This window comes from Hydrogenophilus thiooxidans (genome assembly GCF_019049855.1).
GTDB classification, from domain to species: domain Bacteria; phylum Pseudomonadota; class Gammaproteobacteria; order Burkholderiales; family Rhodocyclaceae; genus Hydrogenophilus; species Hydrogenophilus thiooxidans.
Genome location: NZ_JAHLSY010000004.1, coordinates 79,708 through 101,239, shown reverse-complemented (window position 1 = coordinate 101,239; position 21,532 = coordinate 79,708). Strand labels below are relative to the sequence as shown.

Annotated in this window: 25 protein-coding genes and 1 tRNA gene; 13 read left to right on the top strand and 13 right to left on the bottom strand. The window is 61.6% G+C overall.

Translation table 11 applies throughout. The features are described from left to right. Positions 1-109 precede the first annotated feature (109 nt). The 9 genes from KUL93_RS03205 to KUL93_RS03165 all read right to left on the bottom strand — a co-directional run bounded on the left by KUL93_RS03205 (position 110) and on the right by KUL93_RS03165 (position 6,693). Positions 110-877 carry an SDR family NAD(P)-dependent oxidoreductase gene (locus tag KUL93_RS03205; protein ID WP_217125673.1) on the bottom strand — a complete coding sequence of 256 codons (768 nt, stop codon included), beginning with the start codon at positions 875-877 and terminating at the stop codon, positions 110-112. A 93-nt stretch (positions 878-970) separates the two neighbouring features. Then, complete coding sequence (gene erpA / locus KUL93_RS03200) at positions 971-1,318, bottom strand: iron-sulfur cluster insertion protein ErpA (protein ID WP_217125672.1); 348 nt, start codon at positions 1,316-1,318, stop codon at positions 971-973. 66 nt (positions 1,319-1,384) lie between these two features. Beyond that, the gene (gene argC, locus KUL93_RS03195; RefSeq protein ID WP_217125671.1) at positions 1,385-2,413 is read right to left on the bottom strand and encodes an N-acetyl-gamma-glutamyl-phosphate reductase; all 1,029 of its coding nucleotides are present in this window, start codon (positions 2,411-2,413) and stop codon (positions 1,385-1,387) included. A gap of 89 nt (positions 2,414-2,502) precedes the next feature. Further along, on the bottom strand, positions 2,503-2,895 hold the full coding sequence (gene rpsI, locus KUL93_RS03190) for a 30S ribosomal protein S9 (RefSeq protein ID WP_217125670.1): 393 nt from the start codon (positions 2,893-2,895) through the stop codon (positions 2,503-2,505). 10 nt (positions 2,896-2,905) lie between these two features. Beyond that, positions 2,906-3,334 carry a 50S ribosomal protein L13 gene (rplM, locus tag KUL93_RS03185; protein WP_249419209.1) on the bottom strand — a complete coding sequence of 143 codons (429 nt, stop codon included), beginning with the start codon at positions 3,332-3,334 and terminating at the stop codon, positions 2,906-2,908. A gap of 183 nt (positions 3,335-3,517) precedes the next feature. After that, complete coding sequence (locus KUL93_RS03180; RefSeq protein WP_217125668.1) at positions 3,518-4,132, bottom strand: hypothetical protein; 615 nt, start codon at positions 4,130-4,132, stop codon at positions 3,518-3,520. A 103-nt stretch (positions 4,133-4,235) separates the two neighbouring features. Beyond that, positions 4,236-5,651 (bottom strand): sensor histidine kinase, encoded by a 1,416-nt coding sequence (locus tag KUL93_RS11665; protein ID WP_217125667.1) that lies wholly within the window; start codon positions 5,649-5,651, stop codon positions 4,236-4,238. Between the two features lie 2 nt (positions 5,652-5,653). Then, on the bottom strand, positions 5,654-6,328 hold the full coding sequence (locus KUL93_RS03170) for a response regulator transcription factor (RefSeq protein ID WP_217125666.1): 675 nt from the start codon (positions 6,326-6,328) through the stop codon (positions 5,654-5,656). A gap of 2 nt (positions 6,329-6,330) precedes the next feature. Beyond that, a complete protein-coding gene (locus KUL93_RS03165) occupies positions 6,331-6,693 on the bottom strand; it encodes a PepSY domain-containing protein (protein ID WP_217125665.1) in 363 nt (120 codons plus the stop codon). A 140-nt stretch (positions 6,694-6,833) separates the two neighbouring features. Here KUL93_RS03165 and KUL93_RS03160 point away from each other — a divergent pair, with 140 nt between their 5' ends. Genes KUL93_RS03160 through KUL93_RS03150 form a run of 3 tightly spaced genes read left to right on the top strand, consistent with a single transcriptional unit; the run spans position 6,834 to position 8,419 of the window. After that, entirely contained in the window at positions 6,834-7,253 is a 420-nt protein-coding gene (locus tag KUL93_RS03160; RefSeq protein WP_217125664.1) for a DUF1924 domain-containing protein, read from the top strand. A 12-nt stretch (positions 7,254-7,265) separates the two neighbouring features. After that, positions 7,266-7,772 carry a diheme cytochrome c gene (locus KUL93_RS03155; RefSeq protein WP_217125663.1) on the top strand — a complete coding sequence of 169 codons (507 nt, stop codon included), beginning with the start codon at positions 7,266-7,268 and terminating at the stop codon, positions 7,770-7,772. Beyond that, positions 7,772-8,419: a cytochrome b/b6 domain-containing protein gene (locus tag KUL93_RS03150; protein ID WP_217125662.1), complete on the top strand. Its 648-nt coding sequence runs from the start codon at positions 7,772-7,774 to the stop codon at positions 8,417-8,419. Before KUL93_RS03155 ends, KUL93_RS03150 begins: the two co-directional genes overlap by 1 nt. Here KUL93_RS03150 and KUL93_RS03145 read toward each other — a convergent pair. The 3 genes from KUL93_RS03145 to KUL93_RS03135 are packed head-to-tail and all read right to left on the bottom strand — an operon-like array spanning position 8,413 to position 12,103. Next, complete coding sequence (locus KUL93_RS03145) at positions 8,413-10,068, bottom strand: ArnT family glycosyltransferase (protein WP_217125661.1); 1,656 nt, start codon at positions 10,066-10,068, stop codon at positions 8,413-8,415. The two genes, KUL93_RS03150 and KUL93_RS03145, sit on opposite strands and share 7 nt — an antisense overlap. Next, entirely contained in the window at positions 10,065-11,363 is a 1,299-nt protein-coding gene (locus KUL93_RS11660) for an ATP-binding protein (protein WP_217125660.1), read from the bottom strand. The genes KUL93_RS03145 and KUL93_RS11660 overlap by 4 nt, the downstream gene beginning before the upstream one ends. Further along, the gene (locus KUL93_RS03135) at positions 11,360-12,103 is read right to left on the bottom strand and encodes a response regulator (protein ID WP_119334681.1); all 744 of its coding nucleotides are present in this window, start codon (positions 12,101-12,103) and stop codon (positions 11,360-11,362) included. Before KUL93_RS03135 ends, KUL93_RS11660 begins: the two co-directional genes overlap by 4 nt. A 188-nt stretch (positions 12,104-12,291) precedes the next feature. Here KUL93_RS03135 and KUL93_RS03130 point away from each other — a divergent pair, with 188 nt between their 5' ends. Continuing rightward, a complete protein-coding gene (locus tag KUL93_RS03130; protein ID WP_217125659.1) occupies positions 12,292-12,819 on the top strand; it encodes a Spy/CpxP family protein refolding chaperone in 528 nt (175 codons plus the stop codon). A 393-nt stretch (positions 12,820-13,212) separates the two neighbouring features. After that, positions 13,213-13,632, top strand: coding sequence for an OsmC family protein (locus tag KUL93_RS03125; protein ID WP_119334679.1), 420 nt, complete (start codon positions 13,213-13,215; stop codon positions 13,630-13,632). Here the strand turns inward: KUL93_RS03125 and KUL93_RS03120 are convergent, their stop codons facing one another. Beyond that, positions 13,633-14,217, bottom strand: a complete 585-nt coding sequence (locus tag KUL93_RS03120; protein WP_217125658.1) for an RNA pyrophosphohydrolase — start codon at positions 14,215-14,217, stop codon at positions 13,633-13,635. A 132-nt stretch (positions 14,218-14,349) separates the two neighbouring features. Between KUL93_RS03120 and KUL93_RS03115 the strand changes: the two genes are divergently transcribed. The 8 genes from KUL93_RS03115 (at position 14,350) to KUL93_RS03080 (ending at position 21,531) form a co-directional block, all read left to right on the top strand. Further along, positions 14,350-14,425: transfer RNA gene (locus KUL93_RS03115), tRNA-Lys, on the top strand. Between the two features lie 15 nt (positions 14,426-14,440). Next, entirely contained in the window at positions 14,441-16,957 is a 2,517-nt protein-coding gene (locus KUL93_RS03110; protein WP_217125657.1) for an excinuclease ABC subunit UvrA, read from the top strand. A 47-nt stretch (positions 16,958-17,004) separates the two neighbouring features. Further along, positions 17,005-17,316, top strand: coding sequence for a 50S ribosomal protein L21 (rplU, locus tag KUL93_RS03105; protein WP_119334676.1), 312 nt, complete (start codon positions 17,005-17,007; stop codon positions 17,314-17,316). A gap of 31 nt (positions 17,317-17,347) precedes the next feature. Then, complete coding sequence (gene rpmA / locus KUL93_RS03100) at positions 17,348-17,617, top strand: 50S ribosomal protein L27 (protein WP_217125656.1); 270 nt, start codon at positions 17,348-17,350, stop codon at positions 17,615-17,617. A 46-nt stretch (positions 17,618-17,663) separates the two neighbouring features. Further along, complete coding sequence (gene obgE, locus KUL93_RS03095) at positions 17,664-18,776, top strand: GTPase ObgE (RefSeq protein ID WP_217125655.1); 1,113 nt, start codon at positions 17,664-17,666, stop codon at positions 18,774-18,776. Beyond that, positions 18,754-19,917, top strand: coding sequence for a glutamate 5-kinase (proB, locus tag KUL93_RS03090; RefSeq protein ID WP_217125654.1), 1,164 nt, complete (start codon positions 18,754-18,756; stop codon positions 19,915-19,917). The genes obgE and proB overlap by 23 nt, the downstream gene beginning before the upstream one ends. A gap of 73 nt (positions 19,918-19,990) precedes the next feature. Continuing rightward, positions 19,991-20,581, top strand: a complete 591-nt coding sequence (locus KUL93_RS03085; RefSeq protein ID WP_217125653.1) for a malonic semialdehyde reductase — start codon at positions 19,991-19,993, stop codon at positions 20,579-20,581. Next, on the top strand, positions 20,566-21,531 hold the full coding sequence (locus KUL93_RS03080) for an NAD(P)/FAD-dependent oxidoreductase (protein ID WP_217125652.1): 966 nt from the start codon (positions 20,566-20,568) through the stop codon (positions 21,529-21,531). Before KUL93_RS03085 ends, KUL93_RS03080 begins: the two co-directional genes overlap by 16 nt. Position 21,532: the final 1 nt, after the last annotated feature.

Here is a 21,532-nt window from a genome sequence, read left to right as displayed (position 1 = left end):
CCACACCCGCGGGCGGAAGTAGCGATTGTACCCGACGATCGGCTCGTGCTGCGGGCACCCCGCAACGGGTGCCCCGCTGCCGGTAGGATCGACGCGCCCTGACTTAGCCTTACTTCGCGCCCATCCGGATTGCGCCGTCGAGGCGAATGGTCGCACCGTTGAGATACGGGTTGCTCACGATGTGCAGCACCAGTGCGGCATATTCGGCCGGTTTGCCCATGCGCTGCGGGAAAGGAACCATCGCGTGCAGCGACTGTTGCACCTCTTGCGGCATCCCCAGGAGCATTGGGGTCTCCATGATCCCGGGCGCAATGGTCATCACCCGCACCCCGTAGCGCGCCAACTCCCGTGCTGCAGGGAGCGCCATCGCGACGATCCCCCCTTTCGACGCGGCATACGCAATTTGACCGATCTGCCCTTCGAACGCTGCGATCGACGCGGTATTGATGATTACCCCACGTTCGCCGTGCTCGTTGGGCGCGTTGCCGATCATCCGCGCCGCCGCAAGCCGCATCGTGTTGAAGGTGCCGGTGAGGTTGATCGCGATCGTACGTTCGAACGAAGCGAGGGCGTGCGGCCCTTCGCGACCCACCAATTTTTCCGCCGGCGCCACCCCGGCGCAGTTCACCAAGACATCGATGCGTCCAAACACCGTCACCCCCGCCTCGAGCGCCTCCCGCACCGAAGCTTCGTCGGTAACGTCACACGAGCAAAACCGCGCAGCGGCACCCAGTTGCTCTGCGACCGCCGAACCCTTTTCCGCATCGCGATCGAGCAACACCACTTTGGCACCGTGCGCCACCGCTGCTTGTGCCGTTGCTGCGCCCAAACCCGACGCGGCACCGGTGATCACGAAAACGCGATCCGAAATCAACATCGGCTCCTCCTTTGTTACGTTAACGTCAACGTCACATCGTACCACAAAAAAACCGCCCCTGTGGGGCGGTTCACTGTTCGGCGGTCTCGCGATTCAGACAGAAAACGACGAGCCACAGCCGCACGTCGTCACCGCGTTGGGGTTACGAATCACGAATTGCGCACCGTTGAGGTCTTCGACGTAGTCGATTTCGGCACCCACCAGATATTGGTAACTCATTGAGTCGATCAACAACGTCACACCGCCTTTTTCGATCACCGTATCGTCGTCCGCAACCTCCTCGTCGAAGGTGAATCCATACTGAAAACCGGAACATCCGCCACCCGTGATGAACACGCGCAATTTCAGATTGGGGTTACCTTCCTCTTCGATCAGTTCGCGCACTTTCGCAGCAGCGGCATCGGTAAATACCAGGACATCGTCGACGATTGCTTCGCTCATTGGGTCACTCCTTGTTCGTACCAATAGCAATAACTTAGCGTTTTACTCGGAAAATTGCAACCCCCATCATGGGCTAACGGGCACCTGCATGAGCCCCGTCGTCTCGGGCAGGCCAAACATCAGATTCATGTTCTGCACCGCTTGCCCAGCCGCCCCTTTCACCAGATTGTCGATCACCGACAGGACCACCACACGGCGACCGTTTCCGGGGCGATGGACCGCAATGCGGCAGAGGTTCGACGCGCGCACGGAACGGGTCTCGGGATGCGCCCCGCTAGGCAAGACGTCGACGAACGGCTCTTCGCGATAGAAGGCTTCGTAGAGGGGTTGGAGGTCGACTTCCGTGGTGAGTTCCGCGTAGAGTGTGGCGTGAATACCGCGAATCATCGGAGTGAGATGGGGCACGAACGTGAATTCGACCGCTCTACCGGCCAAACGGGTCAAACCCTGCACGATTTCGGGTTGGTGGCGATGCCCGGCAACACCGTATGCCTTGAAATTGTCACTGGCTTCTGCAAAAAGGGTATGCACCTCCGCTTTGCGCCCAGCGCCCGAGACACCCGATTTGCAATCGGCGATCAACCCTTCGCAGCTTACCACCTGCGCTTTGACGAGCGGCGCAAGACCAAGCTGCACCGCCGTGGGGTAACAGCCCGGATTGGCCACGAGCTGCGCGGTACGAATTTCGTCACGGAAGAGCTCAGGTAGGCCGTAGACTGCTTTGGCCACCCATTCGGGCGAAGCGTGTCGCATCCCGTACCAGCGCTCCCAAACCGCAACATCCCGCAGACGAAAGTCCGCTGCAAGGTCGATCACCCGAACCCCTTTGGCGAGGAGCTTTGGCGCCTCGTGCATCGCGATTCCGTTTGGCGTCGCAAAAAACACGACGTCACAGGCATCGAGCGGTGCTTCGTCCGGATGGGAAAACGCCAGATCGACCCGCCCGCGCAGCGACGGAAAGAGCTGCGCCACAGGGGTACCCGCTTCGCCCCGCGAAGTGATCGCATGCAACGTGACGTCTGGATGGCCGACCAGTAGCCGCAACAATTCGACACCCGTGTAACCGGTTCCTCCAACGATACCGACACGAATCATCGCCACTCCTTGCCTGATTGATTGTCTGGTGACAGGATAACAAAAAAGCCACCGCAAGGTGGCTTTTTCGTCTGGAAAAGATCTTTTGCTTACCGCTTCGAGTACTGCTCGGCGCGGCGGGCTTTCTTGAGACCCACTTTCTTGCGTTCGACCTCGCGGGCGTCGCGGGTCACGAACCCGGCTGCGCGCAATTGCGCTTTCCACTCCGGGTTGTAGTCGATCAGCGCGCGGGTGATCCCATGACGCACCGCACCGGCTTGCCCCGATTCACCCCCACCTTTCACCGTGATGGTGAAATCGAACTGCCCGGCAACGCCCAAGAGTTCGAGCGGCTGACGCACGATCATCCGTGCGGTCTCGCGCGAAAAATAGCTGTCGACCGGCTTGCCGTTCACGACGATATTGCCTGTACCCGGCTTCAGAAAGACGCGCGCCACTGCCTCTTTGCGGCGCCCGGTTCCGTAGTTTTGATTGACCGCCATCGTACGCTCCTCAGATATCGAGCGGTTTGGGTTGCTGCGCAGCGTGCGGATGCTCCGGCCCTGCGTAGCACTTCAACTTTTTGATCATCCGGTACCCAAGCGGCCCCTTCGGCAACATCCCTTTGACCGCTTTTTCCAGAACCCGCTCCGGATGCTTCGCCAGAAGTTTTTCAAATGTGGTTTCGTATAGCCCACCAGGGTAGCCCGAATGGCGGTAATACTTCTTGTCGGTCGCCTTGTTCCCCGTGACACGGATTTTATCGACGTTCACCACGACGATATAGTCACCGGTATCGACGTGCGGGGTATAGATCGACTTGTGCTTGCCGCGAAGGCGCCGTGCGATTTCCGAGGCCAAACGCCCCAAAACCTTGCCGGACGCATCGACGACGTACCAGTCGCGCTCTACTTCATGCGGTTTGGCGGAAAAGGTTTTCATGTGCATCCTCTGACTGTCTTTTGTTTGGCCGCGAGCAAAGCCGCTACCCAGAAGCGCGAAATGATAATGGAAAAATTCACCATCTGTCAAGCGCTGGCGACCACTTTGCCGACGAAACGCCCCTCTCAAAAAAGAAGAGGCGCGACCTTGCACGCCCCTTCTTCCCCAAGCACGGTAAGCGCGTTAGAGAAGGCTCAGGTTTGCGTTGGTAGCCGAAACGATACCTGTGAGATCGACGGCATGGACGTCGCCGTACCCTTCGGCTACTTCGGTATAGACGCCGTCACCGTTGCCATCGCGGTAGATCTCCCACTTGCCGGTGATTTTTTGAACGAGCACCAGATCGTCGATCGCTTCGACCGATCGGTACTGCCAGAGCGATTCCGCTTTCGTCCAGCCGTTTTTGACTTCGAGAACAGCCTGCAGCGTACCGTCGGCATTGAACTGGAACTGCTTTTGGCTGCCGTAACTGGTCCGGAACGTTCCCGGTCCAGTAGCGGTTCCAGCCCGATTCCCTGCCCCAGTTCCGGTTACCCCGCCGCTCCCTGTGCCTGAGGTTCCCGGCCAAGTATTTACATGAGAGAGCTCGACGTAGTACCCGTCGCCATCGCTGTCGTCATAGACAGTTACCTTCTGAACCCCTTTCTTGATCTCGGTCTTGATCACTTGGTTACCCTGAACCGTGTAGGTGGTTCCCGGCTTGATCGCTTTGGCTTTCACCCGACCGTGCTCGATCTCGAAGACACCCGAGACAGTACCATTGGCGATCGAAAATCGATAGAGTTCATTTGCCGACATCATCATCTCCTTCATGCGTACGATAGGGAACCTGTGAGCAGTGCGCTCAGTTTGCATTTTGCGATGGGAAGATGAACACAGCCTGAATAACCTGTGCCCAATTTCACTGGGGAGACCGAGTCTGGAAGCGCTCGGGGAGCCAAACCGAGACGCAACACCCCCCAAGCCGTTCGCTGTGCGTCCACACAATCGTTCCCCCGAGCGCGCTCACGATGGTCCGGGAAACGGTCATCCCCAACCCGGCACGGGGCAACAGTTCCGGGGACGACGCATCGCGGTTGGCTTCGTCAGCAGGCACTGCGCCACTTGCCGTTGCCGCGAACCCGGGGCCATCGTCGTCGATGCGCAGCCGCCACCCCGCCTCGCCGGCGCACGTCTCCGGTGTTACCTCCACCGCCACCGCGCTGGTTGCGTGGCGTGCCGCATTTTCGAGCAGGTTGCCAAGCAACTCGATGAGATCGCGCGCATCACCCACCACCCAACAGATTGCTGGCCAGCAGCGTTCCCAGCGCAGCGCACGCTCGGCAAAAATCGTCTCAAACGCAGCCAAAGTTTTCGCCAACACCTCAGCCAGATTGGCCCGTTTGCCCAATGCGGCGCGACTCGCCTCGGCACGCGCGAGCGCCAAGTAGTGGCGCACGTGCTGATGGGCAAGCTCCGCTTGCGCTTCGATTCGCATCGCCCAAGGCTGCCCCGCCCCCTCACGGGTAATCTGAACGATCGCCGCAAGCGGCGTCTTGAGGGCGTGCGCAAGCGCCCCAAGCTGGGTTCGCGCCGCCTCATTTTGCTGCCGCAGCGTAGCCAGCACATGGTTGAGGGCCGCAACCACCTCGGCAATCTCCTCCGGGTAGCGCCCCGTTACCTGCTCGGTTTGACCGCTGCGCACCGCCTCGAGGGCGCGGCGTACCTGCTGCAACGGACGGATACCAAGGTAGCTTTGCAGCAGGCCGCCTGCCAAGAGCAGCGCGGCCACCCCTGTGAGCGCCCACGCAAGCTCGTGCCGAAAATCGGCCTCAAGCCACTCCAGCTGCGCCTGATCCCGAGCAACCTGCACACGCCAGCGACTCCCCTCTTCGGTCACCAGAGTCCGCGCCAATACGAGCAACTTCTGGCCGTCTGGTCCGACCACCGAAGAGATGCGGTGTACCCGACCGAGCGGGACCTCCTCGCCTTCTACCGCTTCTGGCAACCGCTGATCCCATAGCGACCGGGAGGTCCATACGCCGCGCGGTTCCGAGCGCCGCTCAATCTGCCAATACCACCCGGAATAGGGTTTTTGCCACCGCAAGTCGCCAAGCTGCTCACTGACGCGCTGCGGCAAGCCACCAGAAGCGTCACCCCCAGAAAGTTCCGTGACCACCGCCGTCACCTCGTCGAGCTGGTGGTGCAGTTCCGCTACCGCCAACTCCTCGAGATGGTCATGAAACTCATTTTGCAGCCAGAGCGCCAAAGCAGCGAGCGAAAGGGTCGTCACCCCAAGAGCGATCAAAATCCATTGCGCCCGTAACGTTGCAACCACGGCTAAGACCCTCGCCCCCTGGGCAACAGCAACCGGTAGCCGAGCCCCCGTTCCGTGGTAAGGTGCAGCTCAGGCAGTTTGCGGCGCAGCCGGGCCATGAAGACTTCAACGGTGTTGGAATCGGGATCCTCCCCATCGTGATAAAGCCGAGCGCGCAAAAAATCTTTGGTGACGACCCGCCCGGGGCGTGTGACGAGCGCCTCGAGAAGCGACCACTCCTTCGCGGTAAGCGGCACAGGCTGCCCGTTGCGCCGAACCTGCTGCGCCATCAGGTCGATCACGAGCCCTTCCACTGTCACGACGCCGTTTGAGGTGCCAACGGCGCGGCGGAACAACGCCCGCACACGCGCCAACAACTCTTGGGGATGGTAGGGTTTGGTGACGTAGTCATCCGCGCCTGCTTCGATCCCACTCACTTTTTCGAACCAGGCGTCACGCGCGGTAAGGATCAACACAGGGATAGACACCCCCTCAGCGCGCCACGCTTTGAGGAGCGCAACCCCATCGCCATCCGGCAGCCCCAGGTCGAGGATGATGAGATCATGCACCCCTTCGCGCACCCACGCGGTCGCGGCCCGCGCCGAGGCAGCGACGTCGGCCGCAAAACCGGCCTGGCGAAGCTCTGCGGCAAGCTGCGCACGCAGCTCTGGATCGTCTTCAACCAGCAAAAGACGCATCGTCACTCCGTTTTCTCGCGCAACAGCTGGCCCGTCTGCGCGTCGTAGTAGCGCTTGAGGAGCCGCCCGTCATGGGTAAGCCACTTCACCTCATAGACCCACCCCGAAGGAGACCACGCCTTGCGTTCCAACTCGCTTTCGATCAATTCCCCCGGGAGTGTCGCGCGCAGCTGAGCAAGGAGCGACTCAAGCGGCACGATCTTCCCTACACGCACCGCGTCAAAGAGCTCCTCATGCCGGAGTTTACGCTCATCGGCGTGGCCAAACGGCAGGACCGTAAGGCAGGCGCAGGCCACTGCGATACCTACCAGGGAGTAGCGCACACCGTGCGCCCGCTTCGCGCGCGCGGTCACCCTTCGCTTCATACCCCCGTACCCTTTCTCACCAATACCGCACCCAAAATATCGCGCGAGGATGAACCGAAGCTGAATGGCACATTCATCTGCCGTTCAGATGCTTGCCCCACAATCGCATGATCCGAGCGACACGACGAAAGGAGGCACGAATGTTGCGGCGCATTGGGATCCTGGCAACCCTAGCGGTACTCGCCCACGGCGGCACCCTGGTTTGGGCCGCGCAGCCTACGGCGGAACTTGCGCGGCTGACGCAAGCAGCCCAACAGCAAGACCCGAATTTTCAACCCAGTTCTGAGCGGGGGCGAACTTTCTATTTCACTCGCTTTGCGCACAACAGCACAATGCCTTCCTGTAGCAGTTGCCACGGCGATGACCCGCGCCAGGAGGGGCGCCACACCATCACCGGTAAGCGCATCAAGCCGTTGGCCCCAGTAGCCAACCCGGAGCGGTTCACCGATTCGGCGAAAATCGCCAAGTGGTTCCGCCGTAACTGTACGGAAGTGGTCGGTCGGGAATGCACGCTGCAGGAGCAGGCCGACCTTCTTGCTTTTCTCTCCACCCTTCGCTAAAGGAGCGATCCGATGCCGTGCCAACTCTCTTTCATCCGCCCACTCGCTGTTGGGGCTTCGCTCAGCTTTTGTGCGCTGCTCCCCGCCTTTGCCGATCAGCGCAGCGATTGGCTCCAAACGGCGCCGCAACCGTTTCGCGACGAGTGTGGCAGCTGCCATGTTCCTTTTCCGCCCAGACTCCTCAATGCGAACGATTGGCGCACCGTGATGGCTGAGCTTGAACACCATTATGGCGAAAGCGTGGCGTTGTCGCAAGCGGCTACGCAAGCCATCACCGACTACCTCATCCGAGAGGCTGGGGACCCTCGAAAAGTGGGCAACGCGCCCGGCAATCCTCCGCGTCTTACCCAAACGAGCTATTTTCTGAAAGAACATCGGAAAGTTTCTGCATCGCTCTGGCAAAGCTCTGCGGTTCTGTCGCCAGCGAATTGTGGCGCCTGCCACCAAGGGGCTGAACGGGGTCTATTCGACGAGCACGACGTCCGTCTTCCTCAAGCGACCAAGCGGGAGGATCGGTGATGGCAAATGCACCGCAATCCCATCGCGCGCGCGCACTGGTATGGGACCTGCCGGTTCGGGTTAGCCACTGGCTCCTGGCTGTTACCGTATCAATTGCCTGGCTGACGGGCGAGTTCGAAACGCTGCGCCTGATTCATGCCGCAAGCGGCGGAGCGGCGTTGGGGATCGCGTTTTTTCGCATCCTCTGGGGGTTGGTTGGATCGTCTCCTGCGCGCTTTACGGCATTCATCCGTCCCCCACACGAAGCGGTCGCCTACCTACGCGCTCTCGCCGCCGCGCTCCTGAGTGGTCAAACGGCGCCCCACTATACGAGCCACAACCCGGCAGGCGGCTATGCGGTCGTCGCCCTCCTGTTGCTGGCGGTCATCACACCATTGACCGGTTGGCTCACGTTCAACGATTGGGGGGGTAAGTGGCTTGAGGAGAGCCATGAAGCGTTGGCCAACCTCTTTCTTCTGGCCATCGCGGTCCATCTCATCGGGGTTACAGTGGGCAGCATCGCCCACCGCGAGTCCTTGCCACGGGCGATGGTGACTGGGATCAAACAGGTCGCCCACGCCGAAGAAGGAATCTCCTCCCCCAGGAGGTGGGGTGTCGTTCCCCTTGCGATTGCGGCGCTCGTTGGCGCATGGTGGGCGATTCAGTGAGCCAGGAAACAGACCCAGTCGCTACGCCAGCGCAGACAATCGTCGTATTGCGCCAAAAGTGTGCGGTTACTGACCGGAACGAGCGCCAACCCGTCGGGATGACGCGCCCGCCAATCGGGTAGCGCCTCCGGCGCGATTCGCGGGAGGGGTTCGGTACGACGTGCAGCGAAATGCCAGGCGGCGTGATGGCGCCCTCCCACCCAAACGACCGGCCGCCCCGCCGCTTGCGCGGCCGATAGCCGCTCAGCGATCGGTTGCGGATTGAAGGCGCCGTCGCTGGCCCACGAGGCGGTGGCGTTGAACCATAAAACCACGCTCCAGGTTAGGCAAATCGCCGTCGCTGCGGGATGGAGGGAATGGGGTATGCTTTGCCATCCCCTTCCCCCTTGCGCCACCCGACGCAACCACGTGGCAACCCACCACGCGGCAACAAAGAGCAGAAGGAGCCCCAACCCGACGACTGCCCAACGGGGGGTGAGCCACGCGACATTCTCGCGCCATTTGGGAATCATCGGGGCCACTACAAGGAGTAGGCCCCCACCGAGCATCGGCAGAAGCGGCAACGCCTGCCCCCATTGCACCAGCGAACGCTCTTGGCAACGTTCTCGGGTTGCTGCCTCTTCTTCGCGCCACTTTCCCAACGCGCCAAGAGCAAACGCCAGCGCCCAAAAAGGTAGGAGCGGCAACAGATACTGCGCCCGTTTTCCGGCAATCGCACTCAGAATAAGGAGCGAGGGGAGAACCGCAGCGAACGCAAACCGCACCGCCGGGAGAGCCCTCGCCCGCCAGAGTTGCCGCCATGCGCCCCCAAACCAGCCCATCGGCCAGACCATCGCAACGACCACCGGCAGATACCACCAGCCGGGCGCGGCATGGTCGGCTCCCTCCTCCAACCGGCCTATTCCTTGCGCGCGCAGCACCTCCCCAACCACGTCACTGCCGTAAGTAACATACACCGCCAAAAGCCAGGCTAGCGGCAGGAGCGCGCCCACCACTCCCCAGCCAATCGCCCGCAACTGAAGTCGGAACCGGAGACGCCACGGGTGCCAGACCGCCCAAATAGGCAGAAGCGCCACCAAACCCACAAAGGGGATCGCCACCAGCGGCCCCTTCATGAGCGCCCCAAATCCCGTTGCCAGCGCAAGCCAAACGCCTCCTTGTCCCGTGCTTGCCAGACGAACGAGTGCCAATGCCCCCAAGACGACGCAAGCGGTCAGGGGCACATCGAAGTAGAGCGCACTACTCCAGGCCGGCCAAGCAACGAAGCCGGCAAGCACCAGTGGCGCCAACCAAGATGCCTCTTCGGGGATGGGTATTGCCGATTGCGCACTCAGGCGCTTGGCCAATTCGGCGGTTGCCCAGAGCGCAAGCACCGCAAAGAGGGCAACCACTACCCTCGGCCACTCCTCGGAGACGCCAAAGGCGAGCCAGCCCACGCGGATCAGCCAGAAAAGAAGCGGCGGCTTCTGCACGTAGGGCTCCCCCTCCAGCACTGGCAGCAACCAGCGATCTCGCCAATGCATCTCCCACGCCACAGCCAAATAGCGGGTCTCGTCGATCGGAAAGGGGTGACGAACAACGATGGCAACGCCCGCTCCCACTACGGACCAGAGCAAAACCCATACGGCCCAACGCGAGACTCGTTTCATTTCGGCCCCTTTTTTCGTGTATCTCCCAAATCGTACAGGGGCACGATTGCCCGCAACCCACCGTACGGCGAATCGTCAAGCTGTAACCCTTCTCCCAACCGTTCGGCCAAATTGCGCACGATCGCCAGCCCCAATCCGACCCCACGCCCCGCTTCCCGGCTACGCGCTGCGTCAAGGCGGACGAACGGAGCAAAGACCCGCTCGCGCTCGGCTTCCGGGATACCGGGGCCATCATCGTCGACCTGCACGACCCACTCGTTGGATTCCGGAGCGAGTGAAATCCACACCCGCTGCGCATGGGCAAGGCCATTTTCGACCAGATTGTCCATGAGGCGCGCCAACAAACCGAAGTCAGTGGCAAGCGGGGCGGATGGTGGTACCACAAGCGTCACCGCTGGCCAATCACCATAGCGGGTTTTCAGCCACTGCACCAGATCGTGACATTCCACCGCAAGCGGCGGTGCGAGCGAATGGAGGTAGGCGTTCGCTTGATCGGCAAGGTAGGTCAGCTCGTCGAGGTCGCGCACGATTCCCTGCCGAACCTCGTCATGAGGCAACAATTCCGCGCGCAAGCGCAACCGCGCAAGCGGTGTTCGCAAATCGTGTGCGATACCAGAGATCAGCAAGGTGCGTTCGCGTACCAGGCGTTCGATCTGTGCTTCCAACCAGGCGATGGTGGCGGCGGTTGCCCCGCGGTGCCTGGGAACGCCACCGTGCGCGGCAGCATCGTCGTTGGCTGCCACAGTTCCCTGCGCCACCACCGAAATTGCGGACAGTAGCGGCTGCATGACCTGACGCAAACCCCAATAGGCCAACGCACCACTTCCGGCTGCAACGACCAGCAAGGCCAAAAGCGCCCACCCCATCCCTTCTCGGGACGGCGGCGGGGGCAGCAAGAGCGTCGCCGAAAGGGGGCGACCGTCCGGAAGCAGTACGGTCACCCCCTCCTGCTCAGCGCTCACCCACGCGACAGGTGCACCGATTCCCGGTAACGTCTCCGGCCACGGATCGCGAAGCGGCTGCACCTGGCTTCCTGGCGGAGGCAGCCCTTGCCAAACAAGCAAGGGCGGGAACGGCGTCGCCCCTTCGTACAGCCAGCCACCGTTTGCCAGCAACTCGGCCGCTTGGGTCAATGCGTTTTTGACCTGCTCGGCAACGTGGGCCTGCCGTTCTTGGGCGATCATCGCCACCCAAAATCCCCACGAGGTAGCGACCAAGACCACGATGAGGAGGGTCAGCGTCGCGACCAAACGGATCTGCAGTCGTCGCCACGCCTGCTGCCAGTCGTTGCTCACGAATCCTCCGCCGCTACGGATGCGCTCAACACGTACCCTTGTCCGCGAACGGCGCGCAAAAGGGGCATCCCGTCACGATCGTGCCCGAGCTTCGCCCGCAACCGACTCACCGCAACGTCGATCGCACGATCGAAAACGTCCGATTCACGCCCCCGGGTTGCGCGCATGAGGTAGTCGCGATGGAGCACCTCACCCGGATGGTGCACGAACAAAGAGAGCAACGCGAAATCACTCCCGGTGAGCGGCTGGATCGTCCCATCTACGGCAACCAGACAGCGACGCGCCACATCGAAACGCCACGGCCCAATCCGCCAAGCAGTTGGCGCCAACCCGTGCGGCGTTGCAGCTGCTCCCCCACCCAGCCCACGGGTACGGCGCAGAATCGCTCGTAACCGCGCTTCCAGTTCCCGCGGAAGAAACGGTTTGGTCAAATAGTCATCGGCCCCCATCTCCAAGCCAGCAATCCGATCGAAATCGTCGGCGCGCGCCGTCAGCATCAAAACCGGCAAGTGGGCAGTGGCGGGATTGGCACGGAGCCGTCGCAAAATGGTCGGACCGTCCTCTTCGGGTAACATCCAGTCGAGCACGAGGATATCGGGCAGCCCTTGCGCCAACACGCCGTCGAGCGCTGCACCGTCTCGCACTGCATGCGCTGCGAAACCGCGCCGATTGAGATCGGCAACGAGAAGCGTTCGCAACTCCGGGTCGTCATCCACGACCAAGACCGAGGGCAACCCCATCCGTGCTCCTTTTCGTCCGTGAACTTCCCGAAGTGTACAAAGAATTCCGCGACGCATCGCCGCTGTTACGTTTTGTTACGTTTTGACGTAACGGCGCAATCGTTCTGTTGCCGCCCAATGGTCTAATGACAACCGTCGGGACTGACCCGACCGATCGAACCCCATAACCTTTTTCAGGAGAACGCAAAATGGCACGCAAGCAAATCGCACGTACGACTCTGACATCCCTTCTGGTTTCTGGCCTTGTCGCCACCGCAATGACCAGCTGGGCACGTTCCCCGATGGACGAAATGCCTCATGGTCCCGGCATGATGGCGCCCAAAGAGATGGGGCCGCGCATGCCTGCCGACCCCGAAGCGTGGAAAGAGCAGATGGCGGAACGGCAAGCGGCAAAACTCGACCGCCTGGAGGTTCTCCTGCAACTCACCGAGGCGCAGAAACCGGCTTGGCAAGCGTTTCGCAACGAATGGCAAGCGCTGCACGAAAAACGGTTCGAAGCGCATCGTGCGAAACAAGATGCGTTCCAGGAGACAGATAAGGTACTGGAGCGCTTGAAACTGCGCGAAACGATGCTCCAAGAGATGATCGAAGATGCGCGCAAAGAGCGCCAGATCGTCGAATCGTTCTACGATCAGCTCACAGATGCGCAAAAACGCATTTTCGACCAGGAGTTCATGCCGAAACGGGGCGAACACCGCAAACCGAAGCACCGGTAAGCTTTTTCACCCTTCCTAGGGACTTCTCCCCCCCCCGTTCGACCCGCTTGCCCACTGGGTAAGCGGGTTTTTTTCGACCACGCGCATGGATCACCGTGCGCGCCATTGCGCCCCACACCCGTTTTATGCAAAAAAAACGCCGCCACTTGAATGTGGCGGCGCACAATCCACACCAAAGGAGGAGGTGGAGGAGACACCCATGCACACCGGAAAAACCGTTTCCGTTGCGCTCAGGCGTTACTATACTGAACCGCGGGCCAGAATGCAAGCTTTTTTTGTGCGTTGCACAATAATAATTTTTATTGATCATTAGCTATCGCTTATTCCCGATCGCAGACGCGACGGGTAGCACGTTGGTTACAATCGGCAGCATGGATCAAAGAGGAGAAAAGCATGGAATGTACGGTTCGTTGGGTAACGGCAAAGACGTTTCTCGCAGAGACCGGCTCGGGACACACGGTCGTGATGGACGGGGCGCCAGAGGCTGGTGGGCGCAACTTGGCCCCGCGGCCCATGGAGCTGCTGCTTGCTGGTGCCGGGGGATGCACGGCATTCGACGTCGTCGCCATTCTGGAAAAAGGACGGCAACCGGTGACCGGCTGCACGGTCACGCTCTCCGCGGAGCGCGCAGAGAAGGACCCCAAAGTCTTTACCCGAATCCGATTCCACTACCTGGTGAAGGGGCGTAACCTCGACCCCAACAAAGTCAAGCGTGCCGTTGAACTCTCCGCGGAAAAATATTGCTCCGCGTCGATCATGCTCGGCAAGACCGCGCAGATCGAGCACACGTGGGAGATCATCGACGAAACGTGATCAACAATAAACCGGCTCTTGAGAGATGGGCAGCAACGCCTCCTGTTGCGCCCCTCGCTCCCCCGCTTGCTTGCGCCACAGTTGGGCATAGTCCGAACGCTGCGGCGGGGGCGGTACGGGCAGGAAACGGGCCAACTCGACCAACGCCTGCTGGTAAACGGGGCGTTTGAACGCGATCACCCCACCCAACGGAACCCAGTAATAAGCCCAGCGCCACGCGTCGAACTCGGGGTGGTGCGTGGCGCGCAAGCTGACCTGGAAATCCCGTCCGACGAAGCGCAGGAGAAACCACAACTGTTTCTGCCCACGGTAGCTGTCTCGCCATTGGCGCTTGATCCAACGGCGGGGCACATCGTACTTGAGCCAATCGCGCGTATGGCCGAGAATCTCCACATGTTCGGGTCTGAGACCGATCTCTTCATGGAGCTCGCGGTACATCGCTTCCACAGGGGTCTCCCCCTGCTTGATCCCCCCTTGTGGAAACTGCCACGAATGCTCACGGATCCGTTTTCCCCAAAAAACCTGATTACGCGCATTAACCAAGACGATGCACACGTTTGGGCGATAACCCTCACGATCGAGCATCGCGAATACCTCAACTTTTCGTTACGTGTTATTGTTCCACAGCGCCTCTCTTTCAGGAATGGGTTGACACGCGAAACAAAAATCCGTACCATAGCGGCTCTTCGCACGGTGCAACGCCGGGCAAACCAGAGTGGGTCGTTAGCTCAGCTGGTAGAGCAGCGGACTTTTAATCCGTTGGTCGCAGGTTCGAATCCTGCACGACCCACCAGCAAAGTCACGTTCCATGATCACCATTCGCGGTGCTCGCACCCACAACCTCAAAAATATCTCCCTCACGATACCCGACAACCAGATAACGGTGATCACCGGCGTATCCGGTTCCGGGAAATCATCCCTGGCGTTCGACACCCTCTTTGCCGAGGGGCAGCGGCGTTACCTCGATGCCCTTTCGCTTTCCGCCAGACAGTGGCTCGACCAACTGCCACGGCCCGACGTCGACTGGATCAGCGGATTACGCCCAGCGATCGCCCTGACGCAACAGACCCTCAACGCTTCCCCCCGTTCGACGGTCGGCACGATGAGCGAGGTGCTTGACGCGTTGCGTTTGCTGTTCGCGCGGCTGGGAACGCCGCACTGCCCCCACCATCCCGACGAACCCCTGGCCCGTCATTCGCTGGCCGAAATCCGCGATACCGTACTGAACCGCTGGGAAGGAGCGCGGATTGCGCTGCTGGTTCCGAAACGCGCGCTTCCCAACCACCTCACCACCTTTGAGGCATTGCGCGCTGCTGGTTACGCCCGTCTCTGGCATGACCAGCAAACGGTCGAGCTCGATTCGTGCTTCGGCCCCATCCCCGAAAACGCGGCGGTGGTGATCGACCGTCTGAAAGTTCGCCCCGAGCAGAGCGCGCGGCTCACTGACAGCCTGGAACACGCTTTGACGCTCGGTTCCGGAACCGCGCTGGTTTGTGACCTCGACCAGAGCGCAACGCTACGCTTCGATACCCACCCCACCTGTCCGCGGTGCGGTTTCACTGCGGCCGAACTCGAGCCACACCATTTGTCGTTCAATCACCCCGCCGGTGCCTGCCCCACGTGTCATGGCCTAGGCATGATCGAGCGCGCCCAGCCACCCCAAACGGCACCAGCCAACCCCCCACCAGCGGACCACACCCACCTGTGCCCCGATTGTCTTGGTACCCGTCTCAACCCCGCCGCTCGCGCGGTCCGATTCGAGGGCGCAACCTTACCGGAACTCGAAGCGCTGCCTCTCGAAGCGTTGCATTCTGCCGTTCGCGAATGGTCAGCGCACTACCACACCCATCCGGTTGCGCAACCGATCCTTCAGTTGATCGAGGTGCGCCTCCGACAGATGGTTGCGTTGGGGTTGGGCTACCTGACTTTGGCCCGACGCACCCCCACCCTTTCCGGGGGCGAACGGCAGCGGGTGCGACTCGCCACCCAACTGAGTAACGCGCTTTCGGGCGTGCTCTTCGTCCTCGACGAACCCACGAGCGGACTCCATCCGCGGGACATCCGGAAAGTGCTCACCGCGCTCGAGCAGTTACGCGACGCGGGCAATACCGTTGTCGTCGTCGAACACGACGCAACGACGATGCACGCTGCCGACCACCTGATCGAAATCGGTCCGGGTGCCGGAGCACACGGCGGAGAAGTGGTCTATCAAGGCGATTATCGCGGTCTCACCGCCGCGAACACCCCCACGGGCCACTTTCTGCGCAAACCGATCGATCTCTCCGCGCACCGCAAACCGATCGCGCCAGAGCACCCCGCCGTGTGGCATCTCGGCGCCCGCGTGCACAATCTCAAAGGCGACCCCATCGCCTACCCGGTAGGCGCCCTGATCGCTGTGTGCGGAGTTTCCGGCGCGGGAAAATCGTCACTGCTTTTCGACGCGCTCGAACCGTACGTGCGTGCGACGCTCGCCAAACAGCCCAGCGACCCCGCTTGGGGCCGACTCATGCCCGGCACCTGCGCGGCGCCGCCCAGTTCCGCCGCGACGGGCGATGAGCCACTGCCTTGGCAGCGCATCATCACCGTCGACCAGCAGCCCATCGGGCACAACGCGCGTTCCACCCCTGCGACGTTTACCGGGATCATGGGTGCGTTGCGCGATCTCTTCGCGCAGACCCCCGAAGCACGCGCCCGCGGGTACTCTGCCAGCCGGTTTTCGTATAACGTCCGGGGCGGACGGTGCGAAGTGTGTCAGGGCGAAGGGTGGCGAAAAATCGAGATGCAGTTCCTTCCACCGGTGATCGAACCCTGCCCCGCATGCCACGGTGCCCGCTATAATCGCGAAACCTTGGAAATTCGCTATCGAGGAGTGACGATCAGCGAGGCGCTCGCGCTTTCGGCACAAGACGCGCTGAAGCTTTTCGACAACCATCCTCAGATCCGCCGCGTGCTGACCACGCTCGTTCAACTCGGGCTCGATTACCTGCCGCTGGGGCAACCGGCGCCCACCCTATCCGGCGGCGAAGCGCAACGGCTCAAATTGGCGCGCGAACTCGCCAAACCCGCCCCCTCACCGACGCTCTACCTTCTGGACGAACCCACCACGGGGCTGCATTTCGCCGATATCGAAAAACTGCTCACCGCACTCTTTCTGTTGCGCGACGCGGGACACACGCTGATCGCTGCCGAACACGACCCCGATTTTTTGCGCCACGCCGACTGGCTGATCGAGCTGGGGCCAGAAGGGGGACCGAATGGCGGATATTGTTGCGCTCAGACGTCTGACGGGTACCAAGCCATTGACGAAACTGCGACAAAATCATAAAATTCTATGTTCTTCATCCCTTAGCTTGAATAGACTGGAGCAGCGCCATGTATGCGGTCATAAAAACCGGCGGCAAGCAGTATCGCGTATCCGTCGGCGAAAAGATCAAAGTAGAACAGATACCGGCAGAAGTGGGCACAGAGCTCTCGCTGACCGACGTCCTGATGGTCGGCAGCGGCGACACGGTCAAAGTCGGAACCCCGTTGGTGGACGGCGCCGTTGTCAAAGCCACTGTGGTCGCACACGGACGCCACCCCAAGGTCCGGATTTTCAAATTGCGTCGCCGTAAGCACTACATGAAGCGGCAAGGGCATCGGCAGAATTACACCGAAATCCGCATCGACGCGATCGAAGGTTGATCGGGTTTTCGGTTTTTGCAAGGAGTCAGAAATGGCACACAAAAAAGCTGGTGGGAGTTCCCGTAACGGTCGCGATTCCGAGTCGAAACGGCTCGGAGTGAAGCGTTACGGTGGGCAGTTCGTCCGTGCGGGCAACATCATCGTTCGGCAGCGCGGAACGCAGTTCCACCCCGGCGAAAACGTCGGCTGCGGCAAAGACTACACCCTCTTTGCGCGCATCGACGGGGTGGTCGAGTTCGTCGTGAAAGGGCCGAAGCAGCGCCGTTTCGTCAATATCCGTCCGGTTCAAGAGAACGCCTGATCGGTACGGATCGGGTGCGCTTCGTCGCCCCGCGTCAGAGGTAGCCATGAAGTTTTTCGACGAAGCGCGCATCGAAGTGATCGCAGGGAAAGGCGGCGACGGATGTGCCGCCTTTCGGCGTGAAAAATACGTTCCCAAAGGGGGGCCAAGCGGCGGCGACGGCGGCCGCGGCGGCAGCATCTATTTCGAAGCCGACCCCAACCTCAACACCCTCATCGATTTCCGTTACACCCGCATCTTTCGCGCGCAAAACGGAGAGCCGGGCAGCGGGCGTGACCAGTACGGCGCAGCTGGTGCCGATCTCATCGTCCGTGTCCCCGTAGGCACCGTGGTGCGCGACGCCGACACGGGCGAAATCATCGCCGATTTGGCGCGACCTGGGCAACGTGCGCTGATCGCGCGCGGCGGCCGCGGAGGCTTGGGCAACCTCCACTTCAAATCGAGCACCAACCGCGCCCCGCGCCAATTCACGCGCGGCGAACCGGGGGAACACAAACGGCTCGAACTCGAATTGCGGGTGATCGCCGACGTCGGTCTGCTGGGATTGCCGAACGCTGGCAAATCGACCCTGATCCGGCAAATTTCCGCGGCCCGTCCGAAGGTGGCCGACTACCCCTTCACCACCCTCTACCCCAATCTGGGCGTGGTTCGCACCGACGTCGACCGCAGCTTCGTCGTCGCCGACATTCCGGGGTTGATCGAAGGGGCGAGCGAAGGCGCCGGACTGGGACACCGCTTCTTGCGCCACCTGCAACGGACCGCGCTGTTACTGCACCTAGTCGATCTCGCCCCGATCGACCCAAACGCCGATCCGGTGCGCGACGCGCAAGCGATCGTCGAAGAACTGCGCCGTTACGACGAAACGCTCCATCGGAAACCGCGCTGGCTCGTCTTCAACAAGATCGACCTGATCCCGGAAGCAGAACGTGCCGAGCGCTATCGCGCGTTCCTCGACCGGTTCGGCTCCGTCGACCGTTGGTTTGCGATCAGCGCAGCAACGGGAGAAGGGTGCCAAGCGCTCGTCTATGCGATTCAAGACGCGGTGGACGCCGCGAAAGCACACCAGACACCCCCCGAAGCAGACGACGCGGATTCGGATCCGATGGCGCGCGAACCGATGAACTGGGATGCGAGCGATGGCCGAACATCCCACGCGTGAGGCCACCTCTGGCAGTCTAACGACCCCACGCACTGCGCTGGCGCAAGCCCGTCGCCTGGTCGTCAAAGTGGGAAGCGCCCTCGTCACCAACGATGGCGCGGGATTGGACACCCAGCGGCTCTCGGAGTGGGCGGGGCAGATCGCACATCTCGTTGCCCAAGGCAAAGAGGTGTGCGTGGTCTCCTCCGGCGCGATCGCCTGTGGGATGCACCGTCTGGGGTGGCGCGCACGGCCCAAAGCGTTGAATCTGTTGCAAGCGGCCGCCGCTGTCGGCCAAGCGGCGCTCGTCGAAGCGTGGGAGCAGGCGTTTCGTCCGCACCACCGCCACACCGCGCAAATCCTCCTTACCCACGAAGACCTGGCGGACCGCACCCGTTACCTCAACGCCCGCAGCACGCTCACCACGCTCCTCACCCTTGGCATCGTGCCGATCGTCAATGAGAACGACACGATCGTCACCGACGAAATCAAATTTGGGGACAACGACACGCTGGGCGCTCTGGTTGCGAACGCGATCGACGCCGACGCCCTCTTCATCCTCACCGACCAGGCGGGGCTCTTTACCGCTGACCCCCGCAAAGATCCGAACGCCACGTTGGTCTCCGAAGCAAACGCCGACGATCCTGCGCTGCCGTTGATGGCGGGTGGCGCCGGTACGGGGATCAGCAAAGGGGGCATGATCACCAAAGTCCGCGCAGCAGAACGAGCAAGCCGCAGCGGCGCACACACAGTGATCGCCTCTGGCCGCGAACCGAACGTCATCGTCCGCTTGGCCACGGGCGAACCGATCGGCACCTGGTTGAAGGCGCGCGCCACGCCACTTGCCGCCCGAAAACAGTGGCTCGCCGACCACCTCAAAACCGCAGGAATCCTCTGGCTCGACGAAGGCGCAGTTGCCGCACTCCAAGCGGGCAAAAGCTTGCTGCCGGTGGGCGTTACGCGGTGTGAGGGGGAGTTCCCGCGGGGCTCAGTCGTTTCGTGCCGCGCGCCAGACGGGCGCGAAGTGGCGCGCGGGCTCGTCAATTACGCCGCGCACGAAACCCGCCGCATCGCTGGGCAACCCAGTCAGCGAATCGAAACTCTTTTGGGTTATGTCGACGAACCCGAATTGATCCATCGCGACAACCTGGTGCTCCTCTGAGTGGGCAGATCGCATCAGCGCGCTCTGCGTGCGGTATCATCTTTGCTCAGCAAACCCCCTCAAGGAGCCAGAAATGAACCCTGCGCTTTCTGACGCCGCGCTGGCGCAACTCTTTACCGAAGCCCGCTCGCACAACGGTTTCTTGCCAGAACCCATCCCAGACGACACCCTACGCACGCTCTACGATCTCCTTAAGTGGGGACCAACGGCTGCGAACGGATGCCCGGCCCGCTTTCGCTTCATCAAGTCGCCCGAAGCGAAAGCCAAGCTCAAAGAGACCCTCGACCCTGGAAACGTCGAGAAAACCATGGCGGCGCCGGTCACCGTGTTGATCGGTTACGATCTTGCCTTCTATGAACAGCTGCCGAAGCTCTTTCCCCATACCGACGCCCGCGCTTGGTTTGCACACAACGAGGCTCTTGCCCGCGAAACCGCATTTCGTGATGCTGCGCTGCAAGGCGCTTATCTGATCCTCGCCGCGCGCGCGCTGGGGCTCGATTGCGGCCCGATGGCTGGGTTCGACAAAGCGCGTGCCGATCAGCTCTTCTTTGCCGGCACGACGATTCGCTCTTTGTTTCTCGTAAACCTCGGTGTCGGAGATCCGAGCAAGTTGTATCCGCGCAACCCCCGCCTGGCATTCGACGAGGCATGTCAGATTCTTTGAGCGTTGCGGTCATCGGCGCAGGCCCAGCGGGACTTTCGGCCGCGCTCTGGCTAAAACAACTGGGTTACACCCCCTTCGTACTCGAAGCGGCTGATGCGCCAGGCGGCATTCTGCGCTTCAATTTTCTGGCCAACGAGTGGGTTTTGGGGCATCACGGGCTGACCGGCGTTGCGATGAGCGAGCGCTTCGTCGCACATGCCGAAGCCTTAGCCATCGCGATCGAATGCGGTCGTACAGTGCACCGGTTGGTTCCGATCCCACAGGGGTGGCGACTCTTCCTTGCAGACGACACACCGCGACACGCCGCCGCAGTGATCGTTGCCACCGGTTTGCGCTACCGCGGCCCCGAGGCGGTTGCGACCGTGGCCGGAATGGGAGAGCTCACCGAAGGAGAGGTCGCTTATGGCCCCTTTGCGTTCCGTGACCTCGAGCAGTGCCAAGGCAAAACCGTTCTGATCGTTGGCGGCGGTGACAACGCCTTTGAAAACGCCAAAATGATCGCTGAGTTGGGCGGCCATGCGCTCATCCTCTGCCGATCCCAGCCGCGCGCGCAACGGCAACTTCGTGAAGCGGCCGCACGCTTCGCCGACCGGGTGCGGGTGGTTGCTCAAGCCGCCCTACGTGCCGTTTGTCGAGAAGCGGGGAAACTCGTTGCGCATTGGCAGACCGTTTCCGACAAAACGGAAGCCGCAACGGTCGACCGCCTCCATTTCTTGATCGGTTACGCCCCCAACAGCGAATGGTTGGTTGCGGCGCTTGGCGACGCCGCCACGGCGCTCGCCCGCGATGCGGCAGGCTACCTCATCACCGACCGGTGGGGGCGAACGCCGCTTTTGCGCCTCTACGCCGCGGGCGATCTCGTCGAACGCGATTTCCCCAACGTCGTCTCGGCGCTCGCAAGCGGTGCGCGCGCGGCGAAAGCGGTCGATATTGACCTTGGCGCTCGCTAAA

What these genes read in the sequence shown, in the direction of transcription:
- KUL93_RS03135 (WP_119334681.1), bottom strand. Translation starts at nt 12,103, where the DNA reads ATGGGGTTGCCCTCGGTCTTGGTCGTGGATGACGACCCGGAGTTGCGA.
- erpA (WP_217125672.1), bottom strand. Translation starts at nt 1,318, where the DNA reads ATGAGCGAAGCAATCGTCGACGATGTCCTGGTATTTACCGATGCCGCT.
- rplU (WP_119334676.1), top strand. Translation starts at nt 17,005, where the DNA reads ATGTATGCGGTCATAAAAACCGGCGGCAAGCAGTATCGCGTATCCGTC.
- obgE (WP_217125655.1), top strand. Translation starts at nt 17,664, where the DNA reads ATGAAGTTTTTCGACGAAGCGCGCATCGAAGTGATCGCAGGGAAAGGC.
- KUL93_RS03205 (WP_217125673.1), bottom strand. Translation starts at nt 877, where the DNA reads ATGTTGATTTCGGATCGCGTTTTCGTGATCACCGGTGCCGCGTCGGGT.
- KUL93_RS03125 (WP_119334679.1), top strand. Translation starts at nt 13,213, where the DNA reads ATGGAATGTACGGTTCGTTGGGTAACGGCAAAGACGTTTCTCGCAGAG.
- KUL93_RS03145 (WP_217125661.1), bottom strand. Translation starts at nt 10,068, where the DNA reads ATGAAACGAGTCTCGCGTTGGGCCGTATGGGTTTTGCTCTGGTCCGTA.
- rplM (WP_249419209.1), bottom strand. Translation starts at nt 3,334, where the DNA reads ATGAAAACCTTTTCCGCCAAACCGCATGAAGTAGAGCGCGACTGGTAC.
- KUL93_RS03120 (WP_217125658.1), bottom strand. Translation starts at nt 14,217, where the DNA reads ATGCTCGATCGTGAGGGTTATCGCCCAAACGTGTGCATCGTCTTGGTT.
- KUL93_RS03160 (WP_217125664.1), top strand. Translation starts at nt 6,834, where the DNA reads ATGTTGCGGCGCATTGGGATCCTGGCAACCCTAGCGGTACTCGCCCAC.
- proB (WP_217125654.1), top strand. Translation starts at nt 18,754, where the DNA reads ATGGCCGAACATCCCACGCGTGAGGCCACCTCTGGCAGTCTAACGACC.
- argC (WP_217125671.1), bottom strand. Translation starts at nt 2,413, where the DNA reads ATGATTCGTGTCGGTATCGTTGGAGGAACCGGTTACACGGGTGTCGAA.
- KUL93_RS03130 (WP_217125659.1), top strand. Translation starts at nt 12,292, where the DNA reads ATGGCACGCAAGCAAATCGCACGTACGACTCTGACATCCCTTCTGGTT.
- KUL93_RS03110 (WP_217125657.1), top strand. Translation starts at nt 14,441, where the DNA reads ATGATCACCATTCGCGGTGCTCGCACCCACAACCTCAAAAATATCTCC.
- KUL93_RS03150 (WP_217125662.1), top strand. Translation starts at nt 7,772, where the DNA reads ATGGCAAATGCACCGCAATCCCATCGCGCGCGCGCACTGGTATGGGAC.
- KUL93_RS03165 (WP_217125665.1), bottom strand. Translation starts at nt 6,693, where the DNA reads ATGAAGCGAAGGGTGACCGCGCGCGCGAAGCGGGCGCACGGTGTGCGC.
- KUL93_RS03180 (WP_217125668.1), bottom strand. Translation starts at nt 4,132, where the DNA reads ATGTCGGCAAATGAACTCTATCGATTTTCGATCGCCAATGGTACTGTC.
- KUL93_RS03085 (WP_217125653.1), top strand. Translation starts at nt 19,991, where the DNA reads ATGAACCCTGCGCTTTCTGACGCCGCGCTGGCGCAACTCTTTACCGAA.
- KUL93_RS03170 (WP_217125666.1), bottom strand. Translation starts at nt 6,328, where the DNA reads ATGCGTCTTTTGCTGGTTGAAGACGATCCAGAGCTGCGTGCGCAGCTT.
- rpmA (WP_217125656.1), top strand. Translation starts at nt 17,348, where the DNA reads ATGGCACACAAAAAAGCTGGTGGGAGTTCCCGTAACGGTCGCGATTCC.
- KUL93_RS03080 (WP_217125652.1), top strand. Translation starts at nt 20,566, where the DNA reads ATGTCAGATTCTTTGAGCGTTGCGGTCATCGGCGCAGGCCCAGCGGGA.
- rpsI (WP_217125670.1), bottom strand. Translation starts at nt 2,895, where the DNA reads ATGGCGGTCAATCAAAACTACGGAACCGGGCGCCGCAAAGAGGCAGTG.
- KUL93_RS03155 (WP_217125663.1), top strand. Translation starts at nt 7,266, where the DNA reads ATGCCGTGCCAACTCTCTTTCATCCGCCCACTCGCTGTTGGGGCTTCG.